This window comes from Litorimonas sp., assembly GCA_029936425.1.
Classification (GTDB): domain Bacteria; phylum Pseudomonadota; class Alphaproteobacteria; order Caulobacterales; family Maricaulaceae; genus Litorimonas.
In genome coordinates, this window is sequence record JAPYSU010000022.1 from 1 (window position 1) to 18,880 (window position 18,880).

Annotated in this window: 18 protein-coding genes and 1 tRNA gene; 16 read left to right on the forward strand and 3 right to left on the reverse strand. The window is 49.7% G+C overall.

What is annotated here, in order from left to right:
- The 13 genes from ACN0IC_RS13545 to ACN0IC_RS13605 form a co-directional block, all read left to right on the forward strand.
- Window positions 1–275, forward strand: a 275-nt coding sequence (locus tag ACN0IC_RS13545; RefSeq protein WP_416879317.1) for a hypothetical protein, incomplete at its 5' end; no start/stop codon positions are given.
- A 91-nt stretch (window positions 276–366) separates the two neighbouring features.
- Window positions 367–840 carry a hypothetical protein gene (locus ACN0IC_RS13550; RefSeq protein WP_416879318.1) on the forward strand — a complete coding sequence of 158 codons (474 nt, stop codon included), beginning with the start codon at window positions 367–369 and terminating at the stop codon, window positions 838–840.
- 76 nt (window positions 841–916) lie between these two features.
- Window positions 917–1,285, forward strand: a complete 369-nt coding sequence (locus ACN0IC_RS13555) for a BlaI/MecI/CopY family transcriptional regulator (protein WP_416879319.1) — start codon at window positions 917–919, stop codon at window positions 1,283–1,285.
- Window positions 1,282–2,226 carry a M56 family metallopeptidase gene (locus ACN0IC_RS13560; RefSeq protein ID WP_416879320.1) on the forward strand — a complete coding sequence of 315 codons (945 nt, stop codon included), beginning with the start codon at window positions 1,282–1,284 and terminating at the stop codon, window positions 2,224–2,226. The genes ACN0IC_RS13555 and ACN0IC_RS13560 overlap by 4 nt, the downstream gene beginning before the upstream one ends.
- Window positions 2,210–3,292, forward strand: a complete 1,083-nt coding sequence (locus ACN0IC_RS13565) for a hypothetical protein (RefSeq protein WP_416879321.1) — start codon at window positions 2,210–2,212, stop codon at window positions 3,290–3,292. Before ACN0IC_RS13560 ends, ACN0IC_RS13565 begins: the two co-directional genes overlap by 17 nt.
- A 115-nt stretch (window positions 3,293–3,407) precedes the next feature.
- Entirely contained in the window at window positions 3,408–4,841 is a 1,434-nt protein-coding gene (locus ACN0IC_RS13570) for a Do family serine endopeptidase (protein WP_416879322.1), read from the forward strand.
- Window positions 4,842–4,844: 3 nt separating this feature from the next.
- Window positions 4,845–6,152 carry a replication-associated recombination protein A gene (locus ACN0IC_RS13575; RefSeq protein WP_416879350.1) on the forward strand — a complete coding sequence of 436 codons (1,308 nt, stop codon included), beginning with the start codon at window positions 4,845–4,847 and terminating at the stop codon, window positions 6,150–6,152.
- Between the two features lie 80 nt (window positions 6,153–6,232).
- Window positions 6,233–6,619, forward strand: a complete 387-nt coding sequence (gene crcB, locus ACN0IC_RS13580; protein WP_416879323.1) for a fluoride efflux transporter CrcB — start codon at window positions 6,233–6,235, stop codon at window positions 6,617–6,619.
- Window positions 6,589–7,605, forward strand: a complete 1,017-nt coding sequence (locus tag ACN0IC_RS13585; protein WP_416879324.1) for an RluA family pseudouridine synthase — start codon at window positions 6,589–6,591, stop codon at window positions 7,603–7,605. Before crcB ends, ACN0IC_RS13585 begins: the two co-directional genes overlap by 31 nt.
- A complete protein-coding gene (locus ACN0IC_RS13590) occupies window positions 7,605–8,294 on the forward strand; it encodes an ATP12 family chaperone protein (protein ID WP_416879325.1) in 690 nt (229 codons plus the stop codon). Before ACN0IC_RS13585 ends, ACN0IC_RS13590 begins: the two co-directional genes overlap by 1 nt.
- A gap of 2 nt (window positions 8,295–8,296) precedes the next feature.
- Window positions 8,297–10,126, forward strand: a complete 1,830-nt coding sequence (locus tag ACN0IC_RS13595; protein WP_416879326.1) for a monovalent cation:proton antiporter-2 (CPA2) family protein — start codon at window positions 8,297–8,299, stop codon at window positions 10,124–10,126.
- Between the two features lie 61 nt (window positions 10,127–10,187).
- Window positions 10,188–10,697 (forward strand): DUF805 domain-containing protein, encoded by a 510-nt coding sequence (locus tag ACN0IC_RS13600; RefSeq protein WP_416879327.1) that lies wholly within the window; start codon window positions 10,188–10,190, stop codon window positions 10,695–10,697.
- 73 nt (window positions 10,698–10,770) lie between these two features.
- Window positions 10,771–11,280 carry a DUF805 domain-containing protein gene (locus tag ACN0IC_RS13605; RefSeq protein WP_416879328.1) on the forward strand — a complete coding sequence of 170 codons (510 nt, stop codon included), beginning with the start codon at window positions 10,771–10,773 and terminating at the stop codon, window positions 11,278–11,280.
- Window positions 11,281–11,328: 48 nt separating this feature from the next.
- On the opposite strand, the gene lipB is transcribed toward ACN0IC_RS13605, so the two are convergent.
- Complete coding sequence (gene lipB, locus ACN0IC_RS13610; RefSeq protein WP_416879329.1) at window positions 11,329–11,997, reverse strand: lipoyl(octanoyl) transferase LipB; 669 nt, start codon at window positions 11,995–11,997, stop codon at window positions 11,329–11,331.
- 150 nt (window positions 11,998–12,147) lie between these two features.
- On the opposite strand from lipB, the gene ACN0IC_RS13615 reads away from it, so the two are divergent.
- Window positions 12,148–12,234: transfer RNA gene (locus tag ACN0IC_RS13615), tRNA-Leu, on the forward strand.
- A gap of 60 nt (window positions 12,235–12,294) precedes the next feature.
- Here the strand turns inward: ACN0IC_RS13615 and ACN0IC_RS13620 are convergent.
- A complete protein-coding gene (locus tag ACN0IC_RS13620) occupies window positions 12,295–13,746 on the reverse strand; it encodes a flavin-containing monooxygenase (RefSeq protein WP_416879330.1) in 1,452 nt (483 codons plus the stop codon).
- Window positions 13,747–13,782: 36 nt separating this feature from the next.
- The gene (locus tag ACN0IC_RS13625; protein WP_416879331.1) at window positions 13,783–14,784 is read right to left on the reverse strand and encodes a 2OG-Fe(II) oxygenase; all 1,002 of its coding nucleotides are present in this window, start codon (window positions 14,782–14,784) and stop codon (window positions 13,783–13,785) included.
- A 385-nt stretch (window positions 14,785–15,169) separates the two neighbouring features.
- Here ACN0IC_RS13625 and ACN0IC_RS13630 point away from each other — a divergent pair, with 385 nt between their 5' ends.
- The gene (locus ACN0IC_RS13630; protein ID WP_416879332.1) at window positions 15,170–15,727 is read left to right on the forward strand and encodes a tetratricopeptide repeat protein; all 558 of its coding nucleotides are present in this window, start codon (window positions 15,170–15,172) and stop codon (window positions 15,725–15,727) included.
- Between the two features lie 234 nt (window positions 15,728–15,961).
- Window positions 15,962–18,763 (forward strand): hypothetical protein, encoded by a 2,802-nt coding sequence (locus ACN0IC_RS13635; protein ID WP_416879333.1) that lies wholly within the window; start codon window positions 15,962–15,964, stop codon window positions 18,761–18,763.
- Window positions 18,764–18,880 lie beyond the last annotated feature (117 nt).

Sequence of the window (18,880 nt, forward strand, 5' to 3'; positions counted from 1 at the left end):
CCCGGCGCGACTGTGGGAGCCATGTAAGAGGCCGCTCCGGTTCCAATCGCTGCCGTGGGGTTAGCGCCCTTGCGAAACATTATATACTTTCGGTCTCCGGCAAGGGGGCCGACCCCGCGGGCAGTCCACCTTATTTGGAAACCGTGAGAAAGGCTCAGCACTTGATGGCGAGTTGGACGAAGGCTGTGGGTGATGCACAATTTGAATTTGTCCTGTCATTCCACAAGCGCACGCATTCTCGCTTGGCCACATGCGAAATGGCAGGAATAGAGTGAAACCCTTTCACGTACCCAACTGTATTGAGTGACTAGGAACGGGCCGGGCTTTTGCTAGTATCGCGGAAAGGAACAAGGAGGTGTGATCAAGATGAAAGCTATTTTCTTATCTGCCTTAATGAGCGCCGTTCTGTTTGGAGCGGGTGAGGCGGCGGCGCAGTCTCCGAATAGCAGCCCTGTCCTGCTCATAGAGTCTCTTCCCTCGGATAAACCGGATTACCGCCGCATGATTTTGGTGAAATATCTTTCGGGTCCGCAGGTGAGTGTGGCTTATAAAGCTTATACAAGATCAGAGTTTGCACAGATTAAGGATGAAACGCCCCCGGAAGTCATCTCGGCTTGCCAAAGCGGCGCGGCGGCGACTTTGACTGAAATCAAAAAGTTTCAAGAAGTTGAAGCCAAGCGAAAAGCGCAAGGTAAACCCCCGGCAGTCGCAAGGTTTTGTATTAAAAACGTCTCGGACTGGGAAGCGACGGGGCGGGATAAATATCTCGATCCGATTTTTCTCGGGCTTCCCTACGCGGCCGTTTTGAAAACGGAATCCAATACCCTGTCTGGAAATTAATCTACGGCGACAAATTTCCTATTGACCACAAATGTAATCAATCCTATCGATTACAGACGTAATTGATAGGGAAGACATGGCTCAGCGTATTTCACAATCTGAACTCGACATCATGAACGTCCTTTGGGAAAAAAGCCCAATGGCCGCCAGCGATGTCGTAGAGCGGCTCGATAATGACAAGGACTGGAGCAGCCGGACGGTCAAGACGCTCCTCTCGCGTCTGGTCGAGAAGGGCGCCTTGTCCACCGAGGCCGATGGCCGGCGTTATTTATATACGCCGCTGATTGCCAAAGAAACCTACGCCTCTCACGCCGCCAAAAGCCTATCTGAGCGTTTATTTGGCGGCCGCGCCGCGCCGCTCGTGGCGCATCTCGCCCACGGGGACGGCTTGAGCGATACCGATATTCAAGAGCTTGAAGCCCTTCTGGCGAGGTTGAAGAAATGACCTTGGCAGATGTGGCAGATTGGGGGTTGCAGACGGGGCTGGTAGTCAGTTTCTTGATCGGACTGGTGCTGATTATCCGGCGCCCGTTTGCGCGCTATTTGGGGGCGGGGGCGGCCTATGCTCTCTGGTTGCTGCCCGCTTTGCGCCTGTTCATGCCGACTATGACCGTGCCATTTCTGCGCCGTCCCGCGCCGGAAAATTTTGAAACCGTGAACCCGGCCTCAGAAACGCTCCTTTACAACATACCGTCCGAGTCCATGCCGGCCCTCACCGTAGACCCGAGCACTTTTGCAGAGACCTCTTCACATATGTCTATCCCTTCAATCTGGGCCGTTATCGCCGTAATCTGGCTGAGCGTCGCAATCATATGGTTCGGATTTCAGCTTGTCCGGCAACGCGCTTTCATGGCCCAGATGCGGGCAAACTCGGCCCCGGTCTCAGATCAACTTTCGTCAAGCATTGAGAGCGCCGGAGAAATTACAGGCTTGCGCAGGCTCCCGACTATCCGATTGAGCCGCGGTGTCTCGGGCCCGATGGTGACAGGTTTGACCCGTCCTCTGATATTGCTTCCGCAGGATTTTGAGGCGCGGTTTAATCCTGAGCAACAGATTTTTGCTCTGGTGCATGAGATGTCTCATATAAGGCGCGGCGACCTCTGGGTCGCGCTTATTGTGCTCGGTTTTCGCGCGCTGTTCTGGCCTAACCCGCTGGTTCATTTCGCGGCGAACAAAATGCGTATTGATCAAGAAGCCGCGTGCGACGCCGCCGTTGTCGCCAAAACAGGCGGAGGCGAGGCCGCCCATTCTTACGCGCAGACCCTGGTCCACGCGGCAAGAACATCGACACAGTCCGGTCAACAATCCCCTCTTGGTTTGGCTTTTTATGAGTCAGAGCCGACAGAGAAATTTTCAAAAGGAGACGAAAATGACGAAATGGTTTGATTTGGGTGTGTCCCACCCTTTGGCGCTTGGCATGGCCCATCCCCTTGCGGACAGGCTTGAGACTTTAGGAAGTCCGAAAGTCAATAAATTCTGGGCGAAGGGAACAACAGCTGCGTTTGTTCTCGGTGTTGCGGCACTGTCAGCGCCGCTGACAATCGCAGAGAGTCATCCGGAAAACACTCTCGAAGACACGGTGGTCACCACCCATGATAAAAAATCCGTGATCAAGATTTACAAAACCGATGATGACGGCAACGAGATAAAGAAGCACTATGAAATTGAACTCAAGGGCGATGAATTCGAAGCTTACGAATTTGACGAAGATGGAAACAAGCGGAAAGTCGAGGCCTCCGAGATTGAAGGCTTCAATCTTGAAGACGCTAAAAACTCCAAGTCTTGGGCTTTTTCAATCGGGGAGGACAATCAGCTAAAATTTGATTCCGGAAAACATATTTCTTCGGGCGCAAAAGGCGAGGTCAGACTGCTGCGGTTTCCGGACAAGGGCGGTATGAAGAAAGTGTTCAGGCTGGAAGGGCTGAAAGAGCTGTCAAATCTGGAAGAACTGGAAAAACTCTCTGAACTGGAAAGCTTGGACGAGGTCGAAAAACTTAAAGTCCTAGAGGCGATTAAAAAGATAGAAGGTCTGGAAAGTCTTGAAAGATTAGAAAGCGAACTCTCTGATGTTTTTGTTTGGAATGGCGACATGCCGGAGCCACCAGAGCCGCCCCTTCCGCCAGGATATAAAAATGAAGACGGAGACGTTTCCGTTACGCGTAGTTTCGTCTTTTCCGACAGTAAGTTGCTGGACGGCGAAATGCCACTTCGCTTTAAAATGGGAAAGAAAGATGGCTATGTCTTGTTTAATGAAGAGGGCCAAATGGCAGAAGCCAAATTGGCCGCGGCCAAATCCATGCTCGAAACTGTAGAGTCTATGCTCGAAAATGTCGACGGTTCGAAAGAGTCGGAGCAGGAGCTGAAACAAGCTCGCAAAGATCTCACGAAAGCTCGAAAAGCACTGGAAGATGCCCGTTTACGGATAAAAAATACAGAGAAAGCGAGCGAATAAAGTGTGGAGTTAGGGTGTCAGAAGTGAATCAAACTTTGCACCTGAAACTTAAATAATTCCTCATAAATGCGGGCGGGGCTTGGTTATTGCCAAGGTCCGTCCTATTTATATGAGCATGAAAAAGACATTTCTCTCTCTTCTCGCAAGTGCATGTGTCATAGTCCCCGGACTATTTAGCGGCACCGCGCAAGCTCAGTTTCTGGACGGTCCACCGGAGCGGATTGTTCCGGAGTCGCAAATGCAGGTGCAACTCTCTTACGCGCCTGTGGTAAAACAAACAGCCCCAGCTGTCGTCAATGTTTACACGTCGCGGACCGTTAGAACGCGTAGCGGCGCCGATTTTTTTGAACGTATGTTTGGAATGCAGCGCGCGCCGCAAGAAAGAGTGGAGAGCTCTCTCGGATCGGGCGTGATTGTGCGCTCAAACGGGATTATCGTCACGAACGCTCACGTCGTCAAAGGCGCGGATGAATTGAAAGTCGTTTTGAATGACCGTCGGGAATTCCCCGCCGAGATTGTGGCGCAGGATGAAGAAATTGATGTTGCAGTCTTGAGGGTTGAGACGAATGGAGAGCGGCTCCCCTTTCTGCCCATTCAAAAAGAAAGCCAGAACCTTGAAATTGGAGATATAGTTCTGGCAATTGGAAATCCCTTTGGGGTTGGGCAAACGGTTACAAACGGAATTGTCTCGGCCTTGGGGCGAACTAATGTGACTGATTTATCTTCATTCATTCAAACAGATGCCGCTGTGAACCCAGGAAATTCGGGCGGCGCTCTTGTCGACTTGTCAGGAGAGCTTGTCGGCGTAAATACGGCAATATTCTCTCGTTCTGGTGGATCTAACGGGATCGGATTTGCTATTCCGTCCGAACTCGTCAGCCGCGCTGTAGACAGCGCACTATCTGAAGGGCGAATTGTTCGTCCGTGGATTGGCGCGCGTACAAATGCTGTCGATGCGACCATGGCCTCCGCCTTGGGGTTGGATCGTTCAAAAGGCGCGGTCATAAATGAAATATTGCCGCAAGGCCCCGCCGATAGAGCTGGCCTTGAAAAAGGCGACGTTATTCTTTCCGTGGACGGCACCCCGATAAATGATGATAGCGGTCTTCGGTTTAAGCTTGCGACGCTGCGTAAAGGCGAAGAGGTGGCTATTCGCTATTTCCGGGAAGGTTCAGAGCGGACAGTGAATGTTGAAACTGATATTCCGCAGGAATCGCCGGAAAGGGACGAACGTAAAATTCGAGGTATGAATCCGTTTGATGGGGCCACTATCGTAAATATGAGTCCCGCCCTAGGAGACGAACTTGGCTTTGATCCCTTTATTTCTGGGGTCATGGTCTTGAAAATTGAACGCGGTAGTGCGGCGAATTATAATCGATTGAGGCCTGGGGATTTTCTAATCGGATTAAATGAGGAAGATATTACTTCAACCCGGCAGTTTGAATCGCTTCTCGAGACGGTTGAATCCGCGGAAGGGTGGAAACTATCTATCGACCGCAATGGCCGAATTGGCGTTCTTCCGACCCGATATCTCCCGCGCGAGCAATAGATTATTTCCGACTTATTCTCATCTGCAGGTTTAGAAAAAGCGGCGCCGCGCCCGCTCGCGGATCAATTGCGCCCGACGACCCTGTCTGACGTTATTGGGCAGGATCATCTGCTCTCCAAAGAGGCGCCACTTGCTCGAATGCTCGCCAGTGGACGGCTTAGCTCCCTAATTTTGTGGGGGCCGCCCGGAGTTGGAAAGACAACTCTGGCCCGTATCATTGCTGATCATGCCGATATGGAGTTCGTCCAGCTCTCGGCCGTTTTCTCAGGCGTTGCGGATTTACGCAAAGTCTTTGAAGCGGCAAAAGCGCGGAGAAGTACAGGACGCGGAACGCTTCTTTTTGTCGACGAAATCCACCGCTTTAATAAAGCGCAACAAGATGGATTTCTGCCTTATGTGGAAAATGGCACGATTACGCTAATCGGCGCGACCACTGAAAATCCAAGTTTTGAGCTTAATAGCGCCTTGCTTTCCAGAGCCCAGGTCTATGTTTTAAAGCGTCTAGACGAAGACGCGATTGACGGCCTGCTGAAACGGGCTGAAACGCATTTAAGAAAATCTTTGCCTGTTATCGAAGGGGGACGGCAGGCCCTTAGAGATATGGCCGATGGCGACGGGCGTTATGCGTTAAGTCTTGCTGAGATTTTATTTGATTATTCCGGCCAGACTGAATTTGATGAAAAGGGCGTTGCTCAGATACTCCAGAAACGGCGCGCCCATTACGACAAAGGCGGCGAGCAGCATTATAATCTGATTTCCGCTTTGCATAAATCGGTGCGGGGCTCTGATCCGGACGCCGCTTTATACTGGCTCGCTAGAATGCTCTCCGGCGGTGAAGACCCGATTTATATTGCCAGGCGGCTTGTCCGTATGGCGAGTGAAGATATTGGGTTAGCGGATGCTTCGGCCCTTCCGGCGGCAATGGCCTCGCTTTCGGCTTATCAGCTTCTTGGCACGCCCGAAGGAGAGCTGGCTTTGGCACAAACTGTTGTGCATCTGGCGTCTGCGCCAAAATCTAATGCAGTTTATTCGGCGTTCAAGGCTGCGCAAAAACTGGCCAATGACACGGGCTCACTTTCACCGCCGGCTCATATTCTGAACGCGCCAACGGCGCTCATGAAAGATTTGGGGTATGGTGACGGATATCAATACGACCCAGATACACCCGAAGGTTTTTCCGGGCAGGACTATTTTCCAGACGGGATGGGGCGTGTGGACCTATATAATCCAAAGGGCGACGGAGATGAGAGAGACATAAAAAACCGCCTGTCCAAATGGCGGGCTATTCGGAAAGCGAAGTCAGATAGTTAAGCTGTTTTGCTGAGCACAAAAATTCCTTTTCTTTGCCATTCAGAACGCAGGCGTCTATGTCAAAGTCATGAGAGTTTATCATGTATAATTTAATCCTGGTCGCGCTTGGCGGGGCGATAGGCGCGAGTGGCCGCTACGGTTTATCGGCGCTGAGTTTGCGTCAGTTCGGTCCGGGATTTCCTGTTGGCACTTTAGCCGCCAATATTATCGGCAGCGCCGCCATGGGACTCTTGGTGGGGTGGCTCGCCTTTCGCGGGGCAGAAAATGCCCAAAGCCTCCAATTGTTTCTGGGCGTGGGGCTGCTCGGCGGATTTACAACGTTCAGCGCTTTTTCTCTCGAGAGTTATTTACTGCTTGAGAAGAAAGCTTTTGGGGCCTTTTTAGGATATATTGGCGCTTCCTTTTTTATCTCCCTTGCCGCCTTGGCTTTGGGATTATGGATTTCTCGTATGGTGTTTTCGTCATGAGTGGTGTGCATAATTTGACTGTTCCCGAAACGGATGAAGGTTCGCGCCTGGACCGTTGGTTCAAAAAACAGTTCCCGCATGTGCCACACGGGCGTGTTGAAAAGCTGCTGCGGACAGGTCAAATTCGTGTGGACGCCAAACGCGCAAAAGGGAATTTTCGGCTTGAAGCAGGTCAGACTATTCGCGTCCCGCCTCTGCCCGATCCCTCGGACATGAGCGAGACGCCGCCAGTCAATGAAGACGATAAGAAATTTATCCGCAGTCTTGTGATTTATGAGGATAATGATCTGATCGCGCTGAATAAACCGACAGGTATAGCCGTTCAGGGCGGATCAAAAACCACCCGCCATATCGACGGAATGTTACCGGCATTGGGGGAGGGGTGCCGATTGGTACATCGTCTTGACCGAGACACATCAGGCGTTCTTTTGATTGCGAAATCGGTCAATAGTGCAAAGTGGGCCGGGCGGGCTTTTCAAAACCGTCGAGCGCAAAAAATCTATTGGGGCATTACGAACGGCGTCCCTCAACCGAAGTCTGGCGAGATCAAAGGTTATATGGCCAAAGGCAGATTGGACAACCGATTTGGCAATGTCCATGAGGGCAAGGAATTGATGGTTCCTGTGCGTCATGGAGCGGATGGCGGAAAACACGCGAAGACGCTTTATGATGTGAAAGCGCAAGCGGGCCAAAAAGCAGCTTGGGTTATCATGATGCCACTAACCGGGCGCACGCACCAACTTCGCCTTCACATGCAGCTTCTCGGCGCGCCAATTGCGGGAGATCCAAAATATATGACAGATAGGCCGCTGCCGGGCGGCATAGAGACGTCTTTGCATCTTCATGCCCGGTCACTGACAATTCCTCGCGACGGCAAACCGGATCTATCTTTCCAAGCCCCTTTGCCTGAGCATATGGAAAGCGCCTTTAAAATGCTTGGCTTTAATCCGGAAAATGATGATGTCGATTGGGACGCACTGAGCTAATGGCTAAGCGATTTTATAAATCCGTTTCGACGCAGGAAAAAGAGGGGCAATTTCATATCCTTCTTGACGAGCGGGTTCTAAAAACACCGGGTAAAAAGCCTTTTTCTCTTCCGACATCAGCGCTTGCGCACGAGGTCGCAAAGGAATGGGACGCCCAGACAGAACAAATTGAACCCGCAAAAATGCCTCTCACGCGCCTTTTAAACGTGGCGCTGGAACAAACTCCAACACGGCGACCTGATTTATTGGACGAGGCGAGACGATACACCAGTACCGACCTTCTTTGTTACCGAGCTCCGAATCCGCGCATACTAGTGGAACGACAGTCCAAGGGTTGGGATGAATGGCTGGCCTGGGCAAAAACCAAAGGGGTTGATCTGATTTCAACTCAGTCTCTGATTGCCACTGTTCAGCCCGAAAGATCTTATGACGCCGTAACGGCCTATGCAGATGGTTTTGACGATATACATCTAACTCTCTTTTTACACTTCATAGCGATTTTCGGATCCGTTGTTCTGGCTATGGCCGTTATGGAAAGTCAGCTAAGCTCAGGGGAGGCATTCGATTTGTCGCGACTTGATATCGCCTATCAAAATGAACTTTGGGGTGAGGATGAAGAAGCGGCGGAAATCGCGAATGATCTTCGCCGGGAGACGGTTCGTCTCGGAGAGATTTTGGAATTGATGTAAAAATGGACGGCAATCTTCTCCTTTCGGTTTTTATTTTTCTGGCCGCGGCTTGTGTTGTGGTGCCGATTTCAAAACTTTCCGGATTGGGGTCCGTTATCGGTTATCTCATCGCAGGTGTGATTATTGGTCCTTACGTTCTGGGGGCGATAAATGACCCGGAAACTATTTTACATTTTTCTGAATTCGGTGTGGTCATGATGCTCTTTTTGATCGGTCTAGAGCTGAAGCCGCGCCAGCTTTGGAATATGCGGATGCGGCTTATCGGACTAGGAGGTTTGCAGGTCGGGTTGACGCTGCTCCTCGTGAGCGCGGTGGCTTACTATCTGGGGCGTCCATTGGGAGAAGCCATTGTGATTGGCATGGCGCTCTCACTTTCTTCGACCGCGATATCACTCCAGATTATGCAAGATCGCGGCATGATGGGCGAAACGGCTGGGCAATCGGGGTTTTCGGTTTTATTATTTCAGGATGTGATTGTTATTGCGATGATTGCGGCTTTGCCCTTCCTCGCCGTGATGAGCGGTTTTTCTCCGACAGAAACAGAATCGCATGGGGCTGAACATTACCGGCCCGAAGGTATTTGGCTGGCGATTTCCATTTTAGGAGTTTTTGTCGGCATGATCGCGGCGGGGCGGTTGCTATTGCGTCCTATCTTTCGATTAATTGCCAAAAGTAAAGTGCGGGAAACGTTCACGGCCATGGCATTACTCCTCGTCATTGGCGCCGCGCTCTTGATGGAATGGCTCGGACTCTCGGCGGCCTTGGGGGCTTTTATCGCGGGCGTCGTTTTAGCGGACTCGGAATATCGACATCAGCTGGAACGCGATATTGAACCCTTTAAGGCGTTACTGCTTGGCCTGTTTTTCATCTCGGTGGGCATGTCCCTGAATTTTGTCACGCTCGGAGAACAGCCTGCCCTGATAGCCGGGATCGTTATTGGGCTGGTCGCCCTCAAATTTGGCGTGCTCTACTTTATTGGCACGGTATTTAAACTCGTACAGTCAAGCCGTGTTTTGTTTGCGGCGCTGCTTTGTCAGGCCGGAGAGTTCGGATTTGTCCTATTCCAGTTCGCGGCGCAAGAGGGGGCTCTTTCGGCCGAAATGGGCGAAATTCTAACGGCGGTGATCGCTATAACTATGGCGATAACCCCTTTGATAGTTTTGTTTTACGATAAGGTTTTAGCGCCAAAATTTGCGACTCAGTCCTTAAAAGGGGAGCCACCCCAAAACGACCACAACCCAGTTCTTATTTTGGGGTTTGGCCGCGTTGGGCAATTGGCAGGACGATTGTTGCAAACCCAAAATATTGGGACGACCATTATCGATAATGATGGTGATCACATTGAGTTTCTGAAACAGTTTGGTCATCGCGTATATTACGGTGATGCCTCGGATGTCGATTTACTCCATATTGCAGGCGCCGCAGAGGCCAAAGTTATCGTCGTTGCAATGGATGACCGGGAAAAGGTAACCAAAGCCGTTCATCAAATAAAAGATCATTTTCCTCAGGCAAAAATCGTAGCCCGTGCAAGAAACCGAACTCATTTGTTTGATTTACTGGCCGGGGATGTGGACTTTGCCGAACGTGAGACGGCTCGCGGGAGTCTTGCCATGGGCCGAAAGGCACTTACCTTTTTAGGGTATTCAGAAGAGACTGCGATGGCTTTATCCGATAAATTTCTGGAAATGGACTTTCAACTAGCCATGGAGGCCTTCGAACATCGCGGCGATATGGATGCTCTTATTTCCCGCGCAAAAAGAGGACAAGAATTGTTGAAGGAAACCTTGTCGGGCGATGCGCAGCACCACATCCATCCAGAAGAGAACGATTAGCTGAGTCAGGCGCGACAGTTTTGCGCTTGAAATTTTACCGTTCACCCATCAGGAGGCGGCTATGATAAAACTATTTCTCTCTCCGGCTGGCCGAATGGGGCGTCGCAATTTTTGGATTGGTGTTGTCGGATTCGTGTTGTTTGTGGCGCTTATGCAATTTATTTTGCGAACCTTGGGTCCAACATTGGCCCAATTCTTTCTTTCTCTGATCTACATCGTTTTAGTGTTTCTGATTCTTTACAGCGTTTATGGAAAGCGCCTTCATGATATAGGCCGCAGCTTTTGGCCTTTAACCGGGATGATTACTCTGACGATTTTAATTGTAATGGGTATTATGCTGGCTTTTGGCGGCGCAGAATATTTTACCGAATTTGCTCAATATGACCGAAAAGAGGATATTGATCCCACTGAAATAGAGCGTATTAAATCGGCCTATCAAGCCAGGCTTTCCAACGCCGGAAAAGTCATGGAGCCTCTGATATACTTTATCTGGGCGGCCTTCACGCTTTGGCTTGGTCTTGCCAAACCACAAAACAGAGCAAACAAATACGGCCCTATTATTTCCGGATAATTTCCAAAATAGCTTGATTTTTTTTAATTCTCTGCCACTCTCTTATTGTTAAACAACAAGAGGGAGAGTTTTTATGGGTAATTTATTGTTTTCGCCATCAGGGCGTGTGGGGCCTGCACCCTTCATGAAAGGGGCGACAATCCTGATTGTTATCGGGTTTATATTATCAATTTTGCCTGCACTTAGTGCAGCCCTAGGCATGTTGGGAATTATTGGTATTGTTTTATGGTGGTGTTGGATCGTGTTGTGGATCAAACGATACCATGATGGCGGCAAATCCGGATGGATGTGTCTTGTGCCGATTATTGTGTTTATCATAGCCTCAATTGTTATCAGTCTGGTTTTACAGCCTATGTTCATTGATCCGGAATTCGCAGCCAGATCCGAAGAAGCGGCAGCCTCGGGCGATTTTGGCGCGGTTATGGAGATGGCGATGTCAGGGGGCGGCGTTTCCAAAGCCGGGATATTCATCCTCGCTCTTGTGAACGCAGTTGTGGCGTATCTAGTGGCGTTTGTTTTCAATAACATGATCAAAAGCGATCCGCATGACAATCAATTCGGTCCGGCTACGCCTAGCATGTAGTCCCGCCAAAAAATGAAAATGAAACCGTCCTTTCAAAGGGCGGTTTTTTTATGCTTGTTTTTCAATCGGGCTGAAGAACCGGGCGAAATGTTTTTCAAGCGCCTGATCCAGATCAGACATTTTTGCGGTCTTTCCTAAATCCTGCAGGCTTGTCACGCCATGTTCTGTAATGCCGCAAGGTACAATCCCGCCAAAATGGGATAGATCGGGATTCAGGTTTATGGAAATGCCGTGGAAGCTCACCCATTTTTTTAGGCGCACTCCTATGGCCGCAATTTTTTCTTCGCGGCCATCCTCTCGAACCACCCAGACACCCACACGTCCGCAGCGCCGCTCAGCTTTGACGTCAAACTCGGCGAGCGTGTCGATAATCCACTGCTCTAGAGTGCGAACAAAGACAGAAACATCCCGTCCGCGTTTTCTCAGGTCCAGCATGACATATCCAACCCGCTGGCCCGGACCGTGATAAGTATATTGGCCGCCGCGACCGGTTTCGAAAACCTCAAATCGGCTGGCATCTACAAGGTCGCTCGGATTAGCGCTCGTGCCGGCTGTGTAGAGCGGGGGGTGCTGCAATAGCCAAACCTGCTCCTGCGCGCCATTGACGGCAATGTCGAGCGCGGCCTCTTTCATATAGTCATGGGCAAGAGGATAAGGCGTGAGGTCATCACTCACGCGCCAGAGGACGGGCTCAGGGCTGTAGATTTTATCGCTCATGTGCTAAGATATGCCACAACTACCAAAGGGATGCGCGGCAAAAGTTCAGCCCCGCAATGGCATTCGGCAGCAGAGGAAAAGTTGTAAATTGCCTGTCGATAGGGCTTTTCTTTTTCCGGCAGCGCCGCTATACGGCGCCTTCCTCAAAGTGCGGCTGTGGCGGAATTGGTAGACGCGCAGCGTTGAGGTCGCTGTCCGGTAACACGGGTGGAAGTTCGAGTCTTCTCAGCCGCACCATTTGGAAATTCACAAATATCATAACCTTAATATAAGTCTTCGCAGCGTGCTTTGATAGTATCATTGAAGCTTCATTGTGCCGTCATCAATTGGGTGCTTTAGCATAAGTTTCTTATCAGTTTTGTAGTCTTGAAGGTTCAGCCAAGGGTGTTTGTTACCTTGACTGGGAAGCTTATCCATTACCCGTTGTAAATATCCAGCCTGGAAGTCTATCCAAGGCCTTCTGGACATGTTTTCAGGCGCGATGGGAGTGGCCCGCAAATATCCGTTATCTTTCATGTGAGATACAAGGCGTATCGCGTATTGAGAAATGAGATCTGCGCGTAGGGTCCATGAGGCATTCGTATAGCCAAAGACTGAAATCATATTAGGCACGCCCGAATACATCATCCCTTTATAGCCAAATTTTTCTGATATCGAGATAGGTTCATCATCAATCTTAAACTTAGCTCCGCCGTTAAAAATAACGTCCAGGCCTGTTGCCGTAATAATGACGTCGGCTTCTATCATTTTGCCCGACTTTAATTTAATGCCACCTTGCGTAAAGCGGTCAATATGGTCTGTGACGACAGTGGCTTTATCATCCCGGATGACGTTAAAGAGATCCCCGTCCGGAATTATACAGACGCGTTGATCCCAGGGGGCGTAATCAGGATTGAAATGTTGGTCGACGGGGTAGTCAGGCCCCAAGGCCGCGATTGTTTTCTTGCGAAACCATTCCCTGGCTTTTTGTGGGTTTTTTCGAGCCCTGCTATACATTTTACGGGCTATCCAGATGTTTTTAGCCCGATTAATTTTATAAGCGATCTTCTCGGGCAGCAGAGCTCGGAAAAAATTTCCGACTCTATCTTTGGCGGGAATAGAGGCAATGTAGCTTGGTGACCGTTGCAGCATCGTGACATGGCCGGCTATTTTGGCCATTTCAGGGATGAGCGTAACGGCTGTTGCCCCAGATCCAATCACCACAACTTTCTTCCCAGAGCAGTCAAAATGTTCTGGCCAGTGTTGCGGGTGAATAATTTCGCCCTCGAAATTGTCTCGACCTTCAAAATGGGGGGTGTAGCCCTTTTTATAGTTGTAATAACCAGCGGCGGATAGAACTATGCGCGTACGCAATTTTCGTACATTGCCTGTCTCCGCATCGGTTATGGTCAGCGTCCAGACATCTGTATCACTTGAAAAATTCATTTCGGTGACTTTGGAGTTGAACTGGATGAGTCGCGTGATGTCATATTCATTTGCGACGGTTTCAATATATTCACGAATGCTTGTTCCGTCGGCCAAGGTTTTGTCGCCGACCCAGGGACGGAAGTTGTAACCGAGCGTCAGCATATCGGAATCTGAACGTATGCCGGGATATCGAAATAAATCCCAAGTCCCGCCTATGGCTTCGCGGGATTCGATGATCGCAATTTTATTGTCAGGGAATTCTGTGCGATAACGACAGGCCGCGCCAATTCCGGACAGTCCGGCGCCGATAATGACCATGTCATAAAGGTCGTTCTCACTCATTTGCTGTTCCAAGGATAAAGTAACTATTCTTCACGGCTATTGAGGGAGGGGGCCGCTACGGATCCATTGAGAGAAAAGCCATTTCTCACCCCGGATTGGCGGTAAGCCTGCATGAAGGGTTTGCGGATCAGGTTGGCCATTCAAATCAACATTTGCAAATAAAAGGGCGCCGCCCTTATCACACCGGAATTTTTGACCTATTTTCGGAAAGGAGGTTTCGGCTCCCTCGAAATCCTGATTCAGATAGATAAGGCATGTCGCAAGGCGTTGGCCAAATTTTCGCATATCCGCCGCATGGGCCGCTTTGGTTGGGTCAAGATAGTCGTAATGTGGGTGAAATTGTTCGCCGATTTTGTAATGCATAACCATAGAGTTCTCCATCGTATACATCGGGACAATCGCGATCTTTGAAATACGCGTTTGGATTAAGAGTAGAATAAGATCCAGATCCAGAAGACCGAAGCTCACAGACGAATTGGTTCTCGCCTCGCTTTCTTTCCCTTCGGTGGCGGTGTCGTCATATGTACGCGCTCGGGCGAGCTTGGGGCGCGCCAGGTCAATCATCCAATCGCAGAAACGCTCTGGCAAAAAATTATCAAACTTGCGAATGCGGGGCGCTTCACAGAGACTTTGTTTCTCAGGGATTTGCAACAAGGACTCGACGTTAATTCGCGCTCGTAACTCACGTATATCTGCCTTTCTGGCGTCCCACACCCCATTCTCATTCGGAGAGTTTGCAAGAATTGAAAGTTGCCGAGAAGCTGGTTGCCATTCGAGCGACGCAGACAATGCCAGATAATCAAGTGCTTGATTCCAGTCCTGTTCGCCCATTACTCCGGAAGCAAACATTATAGCGACAAATTCGGCGGCTTCCCCATTTCCTGCTTCCATCGCCTGTTTTAAAAATGTTTGGCCGTCCTGAACGCATTTGGAGGATTTTGGCGCGGCGATGAGACGTTTGCCAACAGTGGTCATTGCTTGAATGTCACCGCGCGAAGCCGCTGTTCTCAAAGCCCCTAATTCTTCGTTTGTACTCAAGCTTTTTCCTAAATGCGCTGTGACTGTGCTACGTTGGTTCTATTCATGAACTAATTTGCTTAGATGAACTTTATAGACAGGAGTGCTAATCTATCAACGAATAACTGGTTATTCTCTCCTGCTCTCAAATGTCGAGAGATTCTTATGGGTTAATTAGCTATTCTGCAAAGATAGATATTTTGACATAATCCAGACGTAAAGCTCTAAAATATATTATTAGTTTCAATGGGTTAGGGTTATTATGATATATTTAAAACAGTTTCTTGACAGAAATGTAACAAATAGTGTAACAAAACTGTCATAGAGGTTAGGCTAACGATGTGTAGGCCAACGGCGCATGTTTGCAGTCTAAAAAACGTTGGTGATGTTCAAAAAGGAGATCACCATGAGAAACATCCTAATTTCCACAGTCTTTGTGGCATCAATCAGCGCTGCCCCGGCATTTGCTGGTAATTTCGAGTCAAATCATGTCGTCGTATCAAACGCGGATCAGAATATTCAACTCTGTATGGGGTCGGATATAGACGCGGCGCCGAGTAAAGCTATTCGCGCTTGCACAAAGGCCTATAGAGCTTCAATTCCGAATTATGACGTAAAATCAGATATTCTGACACGTCGAGGCTGGTTACAACTTTCTAATGGAGAGTATGACAGAGCGTCACGGGATTTTAAATCCGCTGCAAAGCTTAACAATGTCAATGAAATTGCTTATCTCGGTGAAGGCTTCACAGCGATGATGCGGCAGGATTATGCTAAAGCGATTGATTATTTCAATGATTGCATGACTCATAATGACGCCGCTCCGCTTGCCTATTATGGTTTGGGCATGACCAAAGAGCTGACTGGCGATATAGCTGGCGCTCTCGAAGCGTACAAGCAGGCTGCGGATATGCGTCCTGACTGGAATGCTCCGCGCGAAGAATTGTTGCGTATCAAAGCCTAAATTAAAGTCCACTGATTTTGATTTTCATTAGCCAGCCGGATCACCGGCTGGTTTTTTTATGACAGTTCTGTCAAAAAACCATAACCATATCGTCACGTAAGTTTTACTAAATTGGCATAATAGCATTACTTGCCTGTCATATTACGCTGCCAAATCCCCCTCCAAATGCGGAACGGCAGAATCTTTGATGTGAGCTATCCGCACTTAAAATTTTTAATGGTGAAGGATATCTCAATGACACTATCTATGCGTAATCTGCTTCTGGCATCTGCGGCCTGTCTGGCATTGGTCGGCTGCCAACAGGGTAGCGATATTATATCTCCCGGATTAACTGAGGTCACCCCTCCACCCCCACCCCCACCTCCTCCGCCCCCTCCGCCGCCCCCTCCGCCAAGTTCAAGTGTTTGCCCTGACGGAACAGATGGCACGGCGTTGGGAAGTTTCACTTTATGTGATGCGCCTATCGGAAACCTAACCAGCCTGAACGGTACGCTGACAGAAAGCGCTACATTAGAATTTCGTGAAAATGTTATTTACGAACTTACCGGAAGACTCAATGTCGGGACTGACGCAGGTGCGGATGGAACTGATTCTCCAGTTGTTTTAACAATCGAACCTGGCGTCATGATCGCTGGCGATTCTGGTGAAGATTATATTGTTGTTAATCGCGGCCACCAGATCGAAGCGGCTGGTACAGTTGACGCTCCGATCATCATGACCAGCAAAAATGACATAACTGATACCGGAGATCGTGAAAATGCGATTGGCGAATGGGGCGGCTTGGTTGTTCTGGGCAATGCGCCTATCAATCGCTGTAATGTTCCGGGCGTCAATGCTGGCACGGCAGATTGCGAAAACGCAATTGAAGGCGTGACAGAGCCAGACGCACTTTACGGCGGCGGCGATCCTTTATCTGACAGTGGTACGCTTCAATATATTCAAATCCGTCACGCCGGGTTCGAGGTAGCAACTGATGTTGAGCTGAACGGCCTTACAATGGGCGGTGTCGGTTCAGAAACCACAGTTGATCATATTCAAGTCCACAATAACTCAGATGATGGCATTGAATTCTTCGGCGGAACCGTGAACGCGAAATACCTTGCTCTGACCGGCAATGACGACGAGCAGTTGGACACAGACAACGGTTATCAGGGTAAAATTCAGTATGTTCTTGCTTCACAGCGCGGCGGCGACTCCTCTGACAATGGTATCGAAGCCAGTTCCGTCAATCCGGGTGCCACACCAGCTTCAGATGCGACAATCTCTAACTTCTCGCTTATCGGGAATGGCAATACAGATAGTAATGGTATTCGCCTAAATACAGGTACGGTCGGCACTTATGTGAACGGAATCATTGTCGAAGAAAATTCATGCTTGGATTATGAAGACAATGCCGGTGATGGTATGCCTGGCTTTAACCCGGCAAATGACCCTGCCTTCCAATCTGTTTTCTTTGATTGTGGCGCGGGCCTCGTAAGAACCGGTGACGGTGCTGATCCAGCAACTGGCCAAGCGGCTGTTGATGCGGATGCCAATAACGTCGTTGGAGAGAATTCTCTCGGTGGCTTCTTCCCGGGACCAAATGAACTCGCCGTTGAAGCGACGGATCTCGAAGACGATTTCTTTGATGATGTTGATTACATCGGTGCCTTTGGTCCGGATGAGTCCGAAACTGATAACTGGGCAACCGGATGGACTCAGGACGTCTTCCCGGACCCTGAGTGTCCAACAGGCACGACGGCTGCTGGGCAATTAAATGGTCAAAACCTTTGTAATGTAACAGGAACAATTACAGACTCACTTCGTCTCACACGCGGAAATCTCTACGCCCTTGTTGGACGCGTCGATGTTGGTGTTGACGTCGGGGCAGGCGGCGCTGCGCCAGATGGAGACCCGGCTACATTGACGGTAGAATCTGGTGTCACAATCTTTGGTCGCGGAGGGTCTGATTATTTGGTTGTAAACCGTGGCTCACAAATTTTCGCAAACGGGACGCGTTCTAACCCTGTTGTGTTCACGTCCGAAAATGATGTGACAGATGCCGCAGGAGACCGCGCAAACGCAATTGGCGAGTGGGGCGGCGTTGTCATCCTTGGCGATGCTCCTATCAACCGTTGTAATGTACCAGGCGAAACAGGCGGTACAAATGGCTGCGAAAACGCTATCGAAGGTGTAACCGAGCCAGACGCGCTTTACGGTGGTTCTGATGAAGATGACAATTCTGGCTCTCTCAGATTTGTTCAAGTCAAATATGCCGGTTTTGAGGTTGCGACTGACGTAGAACTGAACGGCATTACGCTCGGCGGTGTCGGAAACGGTACGACAATCGAAAATGTTCAAGTCCATAACAATTCTGATGATGGCATCGAGTTCTTCGGTGGTACTGTGAACGCCAAATATGTCGTAGTTACTGGAAATGACGATGAGCAACTCGACACGGATAACGGATATAACGGTAACGTTCAGTTCGTAATTGCTATTCAGCGGGGCGGGGACTCATCCGATAATGGTATCGAAGCGAGTTCTGTAGCGCCGGGCGTTACTCCAGCGTCAAACGCGACCTTCTCCAACTTTACCTTGGTCAACAACTCAACGATCAACAATACTGACAGTAACGGTATCCGCATGAATACCGGAACTATCGGAAGCTATCTGAACGGCGTTATCGTTGAGCAAAACTCTTGTCTCGACTACGAAGATGATGCTGGTGACGGTACAGTGGGCTTTACCCCGGGCGCAGATCCCGCTTTCCAATCCGTATTGTTTGATTGCGGCGCTGGTCTGTTGACATCCGGCGACGATGCAGACCCTGTAACAGGTCAAGCGGCAGTCGATGCTGACGCGAACAATGTTGTTGGCGGTAACAGCCTTATCAATACTTTCATCAATGGTGATAACGAAAACGGTGTGACTGTTACGCCGCTTCCGGCAAACGGTTTCTTCGACATGGTTGACTATATCGGCGCCGTAAGAGACGCGGATGACACATGGTGGCAAGGATGGACATGTGGCCTAGAGGACACAAATCCCTGCTAATCCAACGGATGATTGCAGAGGCCGCGATTTTCGCGGCCTCTGAACATTCGGCTCATAAAAATTAAATATCCGGGGTCAGTCTTTATTTTCGAATACAGGCGCCCCTTTTATAAGTTG

Coding starts and splice junctions, on each gene's coding strand:
- ACN0IC_RS13550 (WP_416879318.1), top strand. CDS start 367: ATGAAAGCTATTTTCTTATCTGCCTTAATGAGCGCCGTTCTGTTTGGA.
- crcB (WP_416879323.1), top strand. CDS start 6,233: ATGTATAATTTAATCCTGGTCGCGCTTGGCGGGGCGATAGGCGCGAGT.
- ACN0IC_RS13595 (WP_416879326.1), top strand. CDS start 8,297: ATGGACGGCAATCTTCTCCTTTCGGTTTTTATTTTTCTGGCCGCGGCT.
- ACN0IC_RS13590 (WP_416879325.1), top strand. CDS start 7,605: ATGGCTAAGCGATTTTATAAATCCGTTTCGACGCAGGAAAAAGAGGGG.
- ACN0IC_RS13585 (WP_416879324.1), top strand. CDS start 6,589: ATGGATTTCTCGTATGGTGTTTTCGTCATGAGTGGTGTGCATAATTTG.
- ACN0IC_RS13620 (WP_416879330.1), bottom strand. CDS start 13,746: ATGAGTGAGAACGACCTTTATGACATGGTCATTATCGGCGCCGGACTG.
- ACN0IC_RS13635 (WP_416879333.1), top strand. CDS start 15,962: ATGACACTATCTATGCGTAATCTGCTTCTGGCATCTGCGGCCTGTCTG.
- lipB (WP_416879329.1), bottom strand. CDS start 11,997: ATGAGCGATAAAATCTACAGCCCTGAGCCCGTCCTCTGGCGCGTGAGT.
- ACN0IC_RS13560 (WP_416879320.1), top strand. CDS start 1,282: ATGACCTTGGCAGATGTGGCAGATTGGGGGTTGCAGACGGGGCTGGTA.
- ACN0IC_RS13630 (WP_416879332.1), top strand. CDS start 15,170: ATGAGAAACATCCTAATTTCCACAGTCTTTGTGGCATCAATCAGCGCT.
- ACN0IC_RS13600 (WP_416879327.1), top strand. CDS start 10,188: ATGATAAAACTATTTCTCTCTCCGGCTGGCCGAATGGGGCGTCGCAAT.
- ACN0IC_RS13565 (WP_416879321.1), top strand. CDS start 2,210: ATGACGAAATGGTTTGATTTGGGTGTGTCCCACCCTTTGGCGCTTGGC.
- ACN0IC_RS13555 (WP_416879319.1), top strand. CDS start 917: ATGGCTCAGCGTATTTCACAATCTGAACTCGACATCATGAACGTCCTT.
- ACN0IC_RS13605 (WP_416879328.1), top strand. CDS start 10,771: ATGGGTAATTTATTGTTTTCGCCATCAGGGCGTGTGGGGCCTGCACCC.
- ACN0IC_RS13570 (WP_416879322.1), top strand. CDS start 3,408: ATGAAAAAGACATTTCTCTCTCTTCTCGCAAGTGCATGTGTCATAGTC.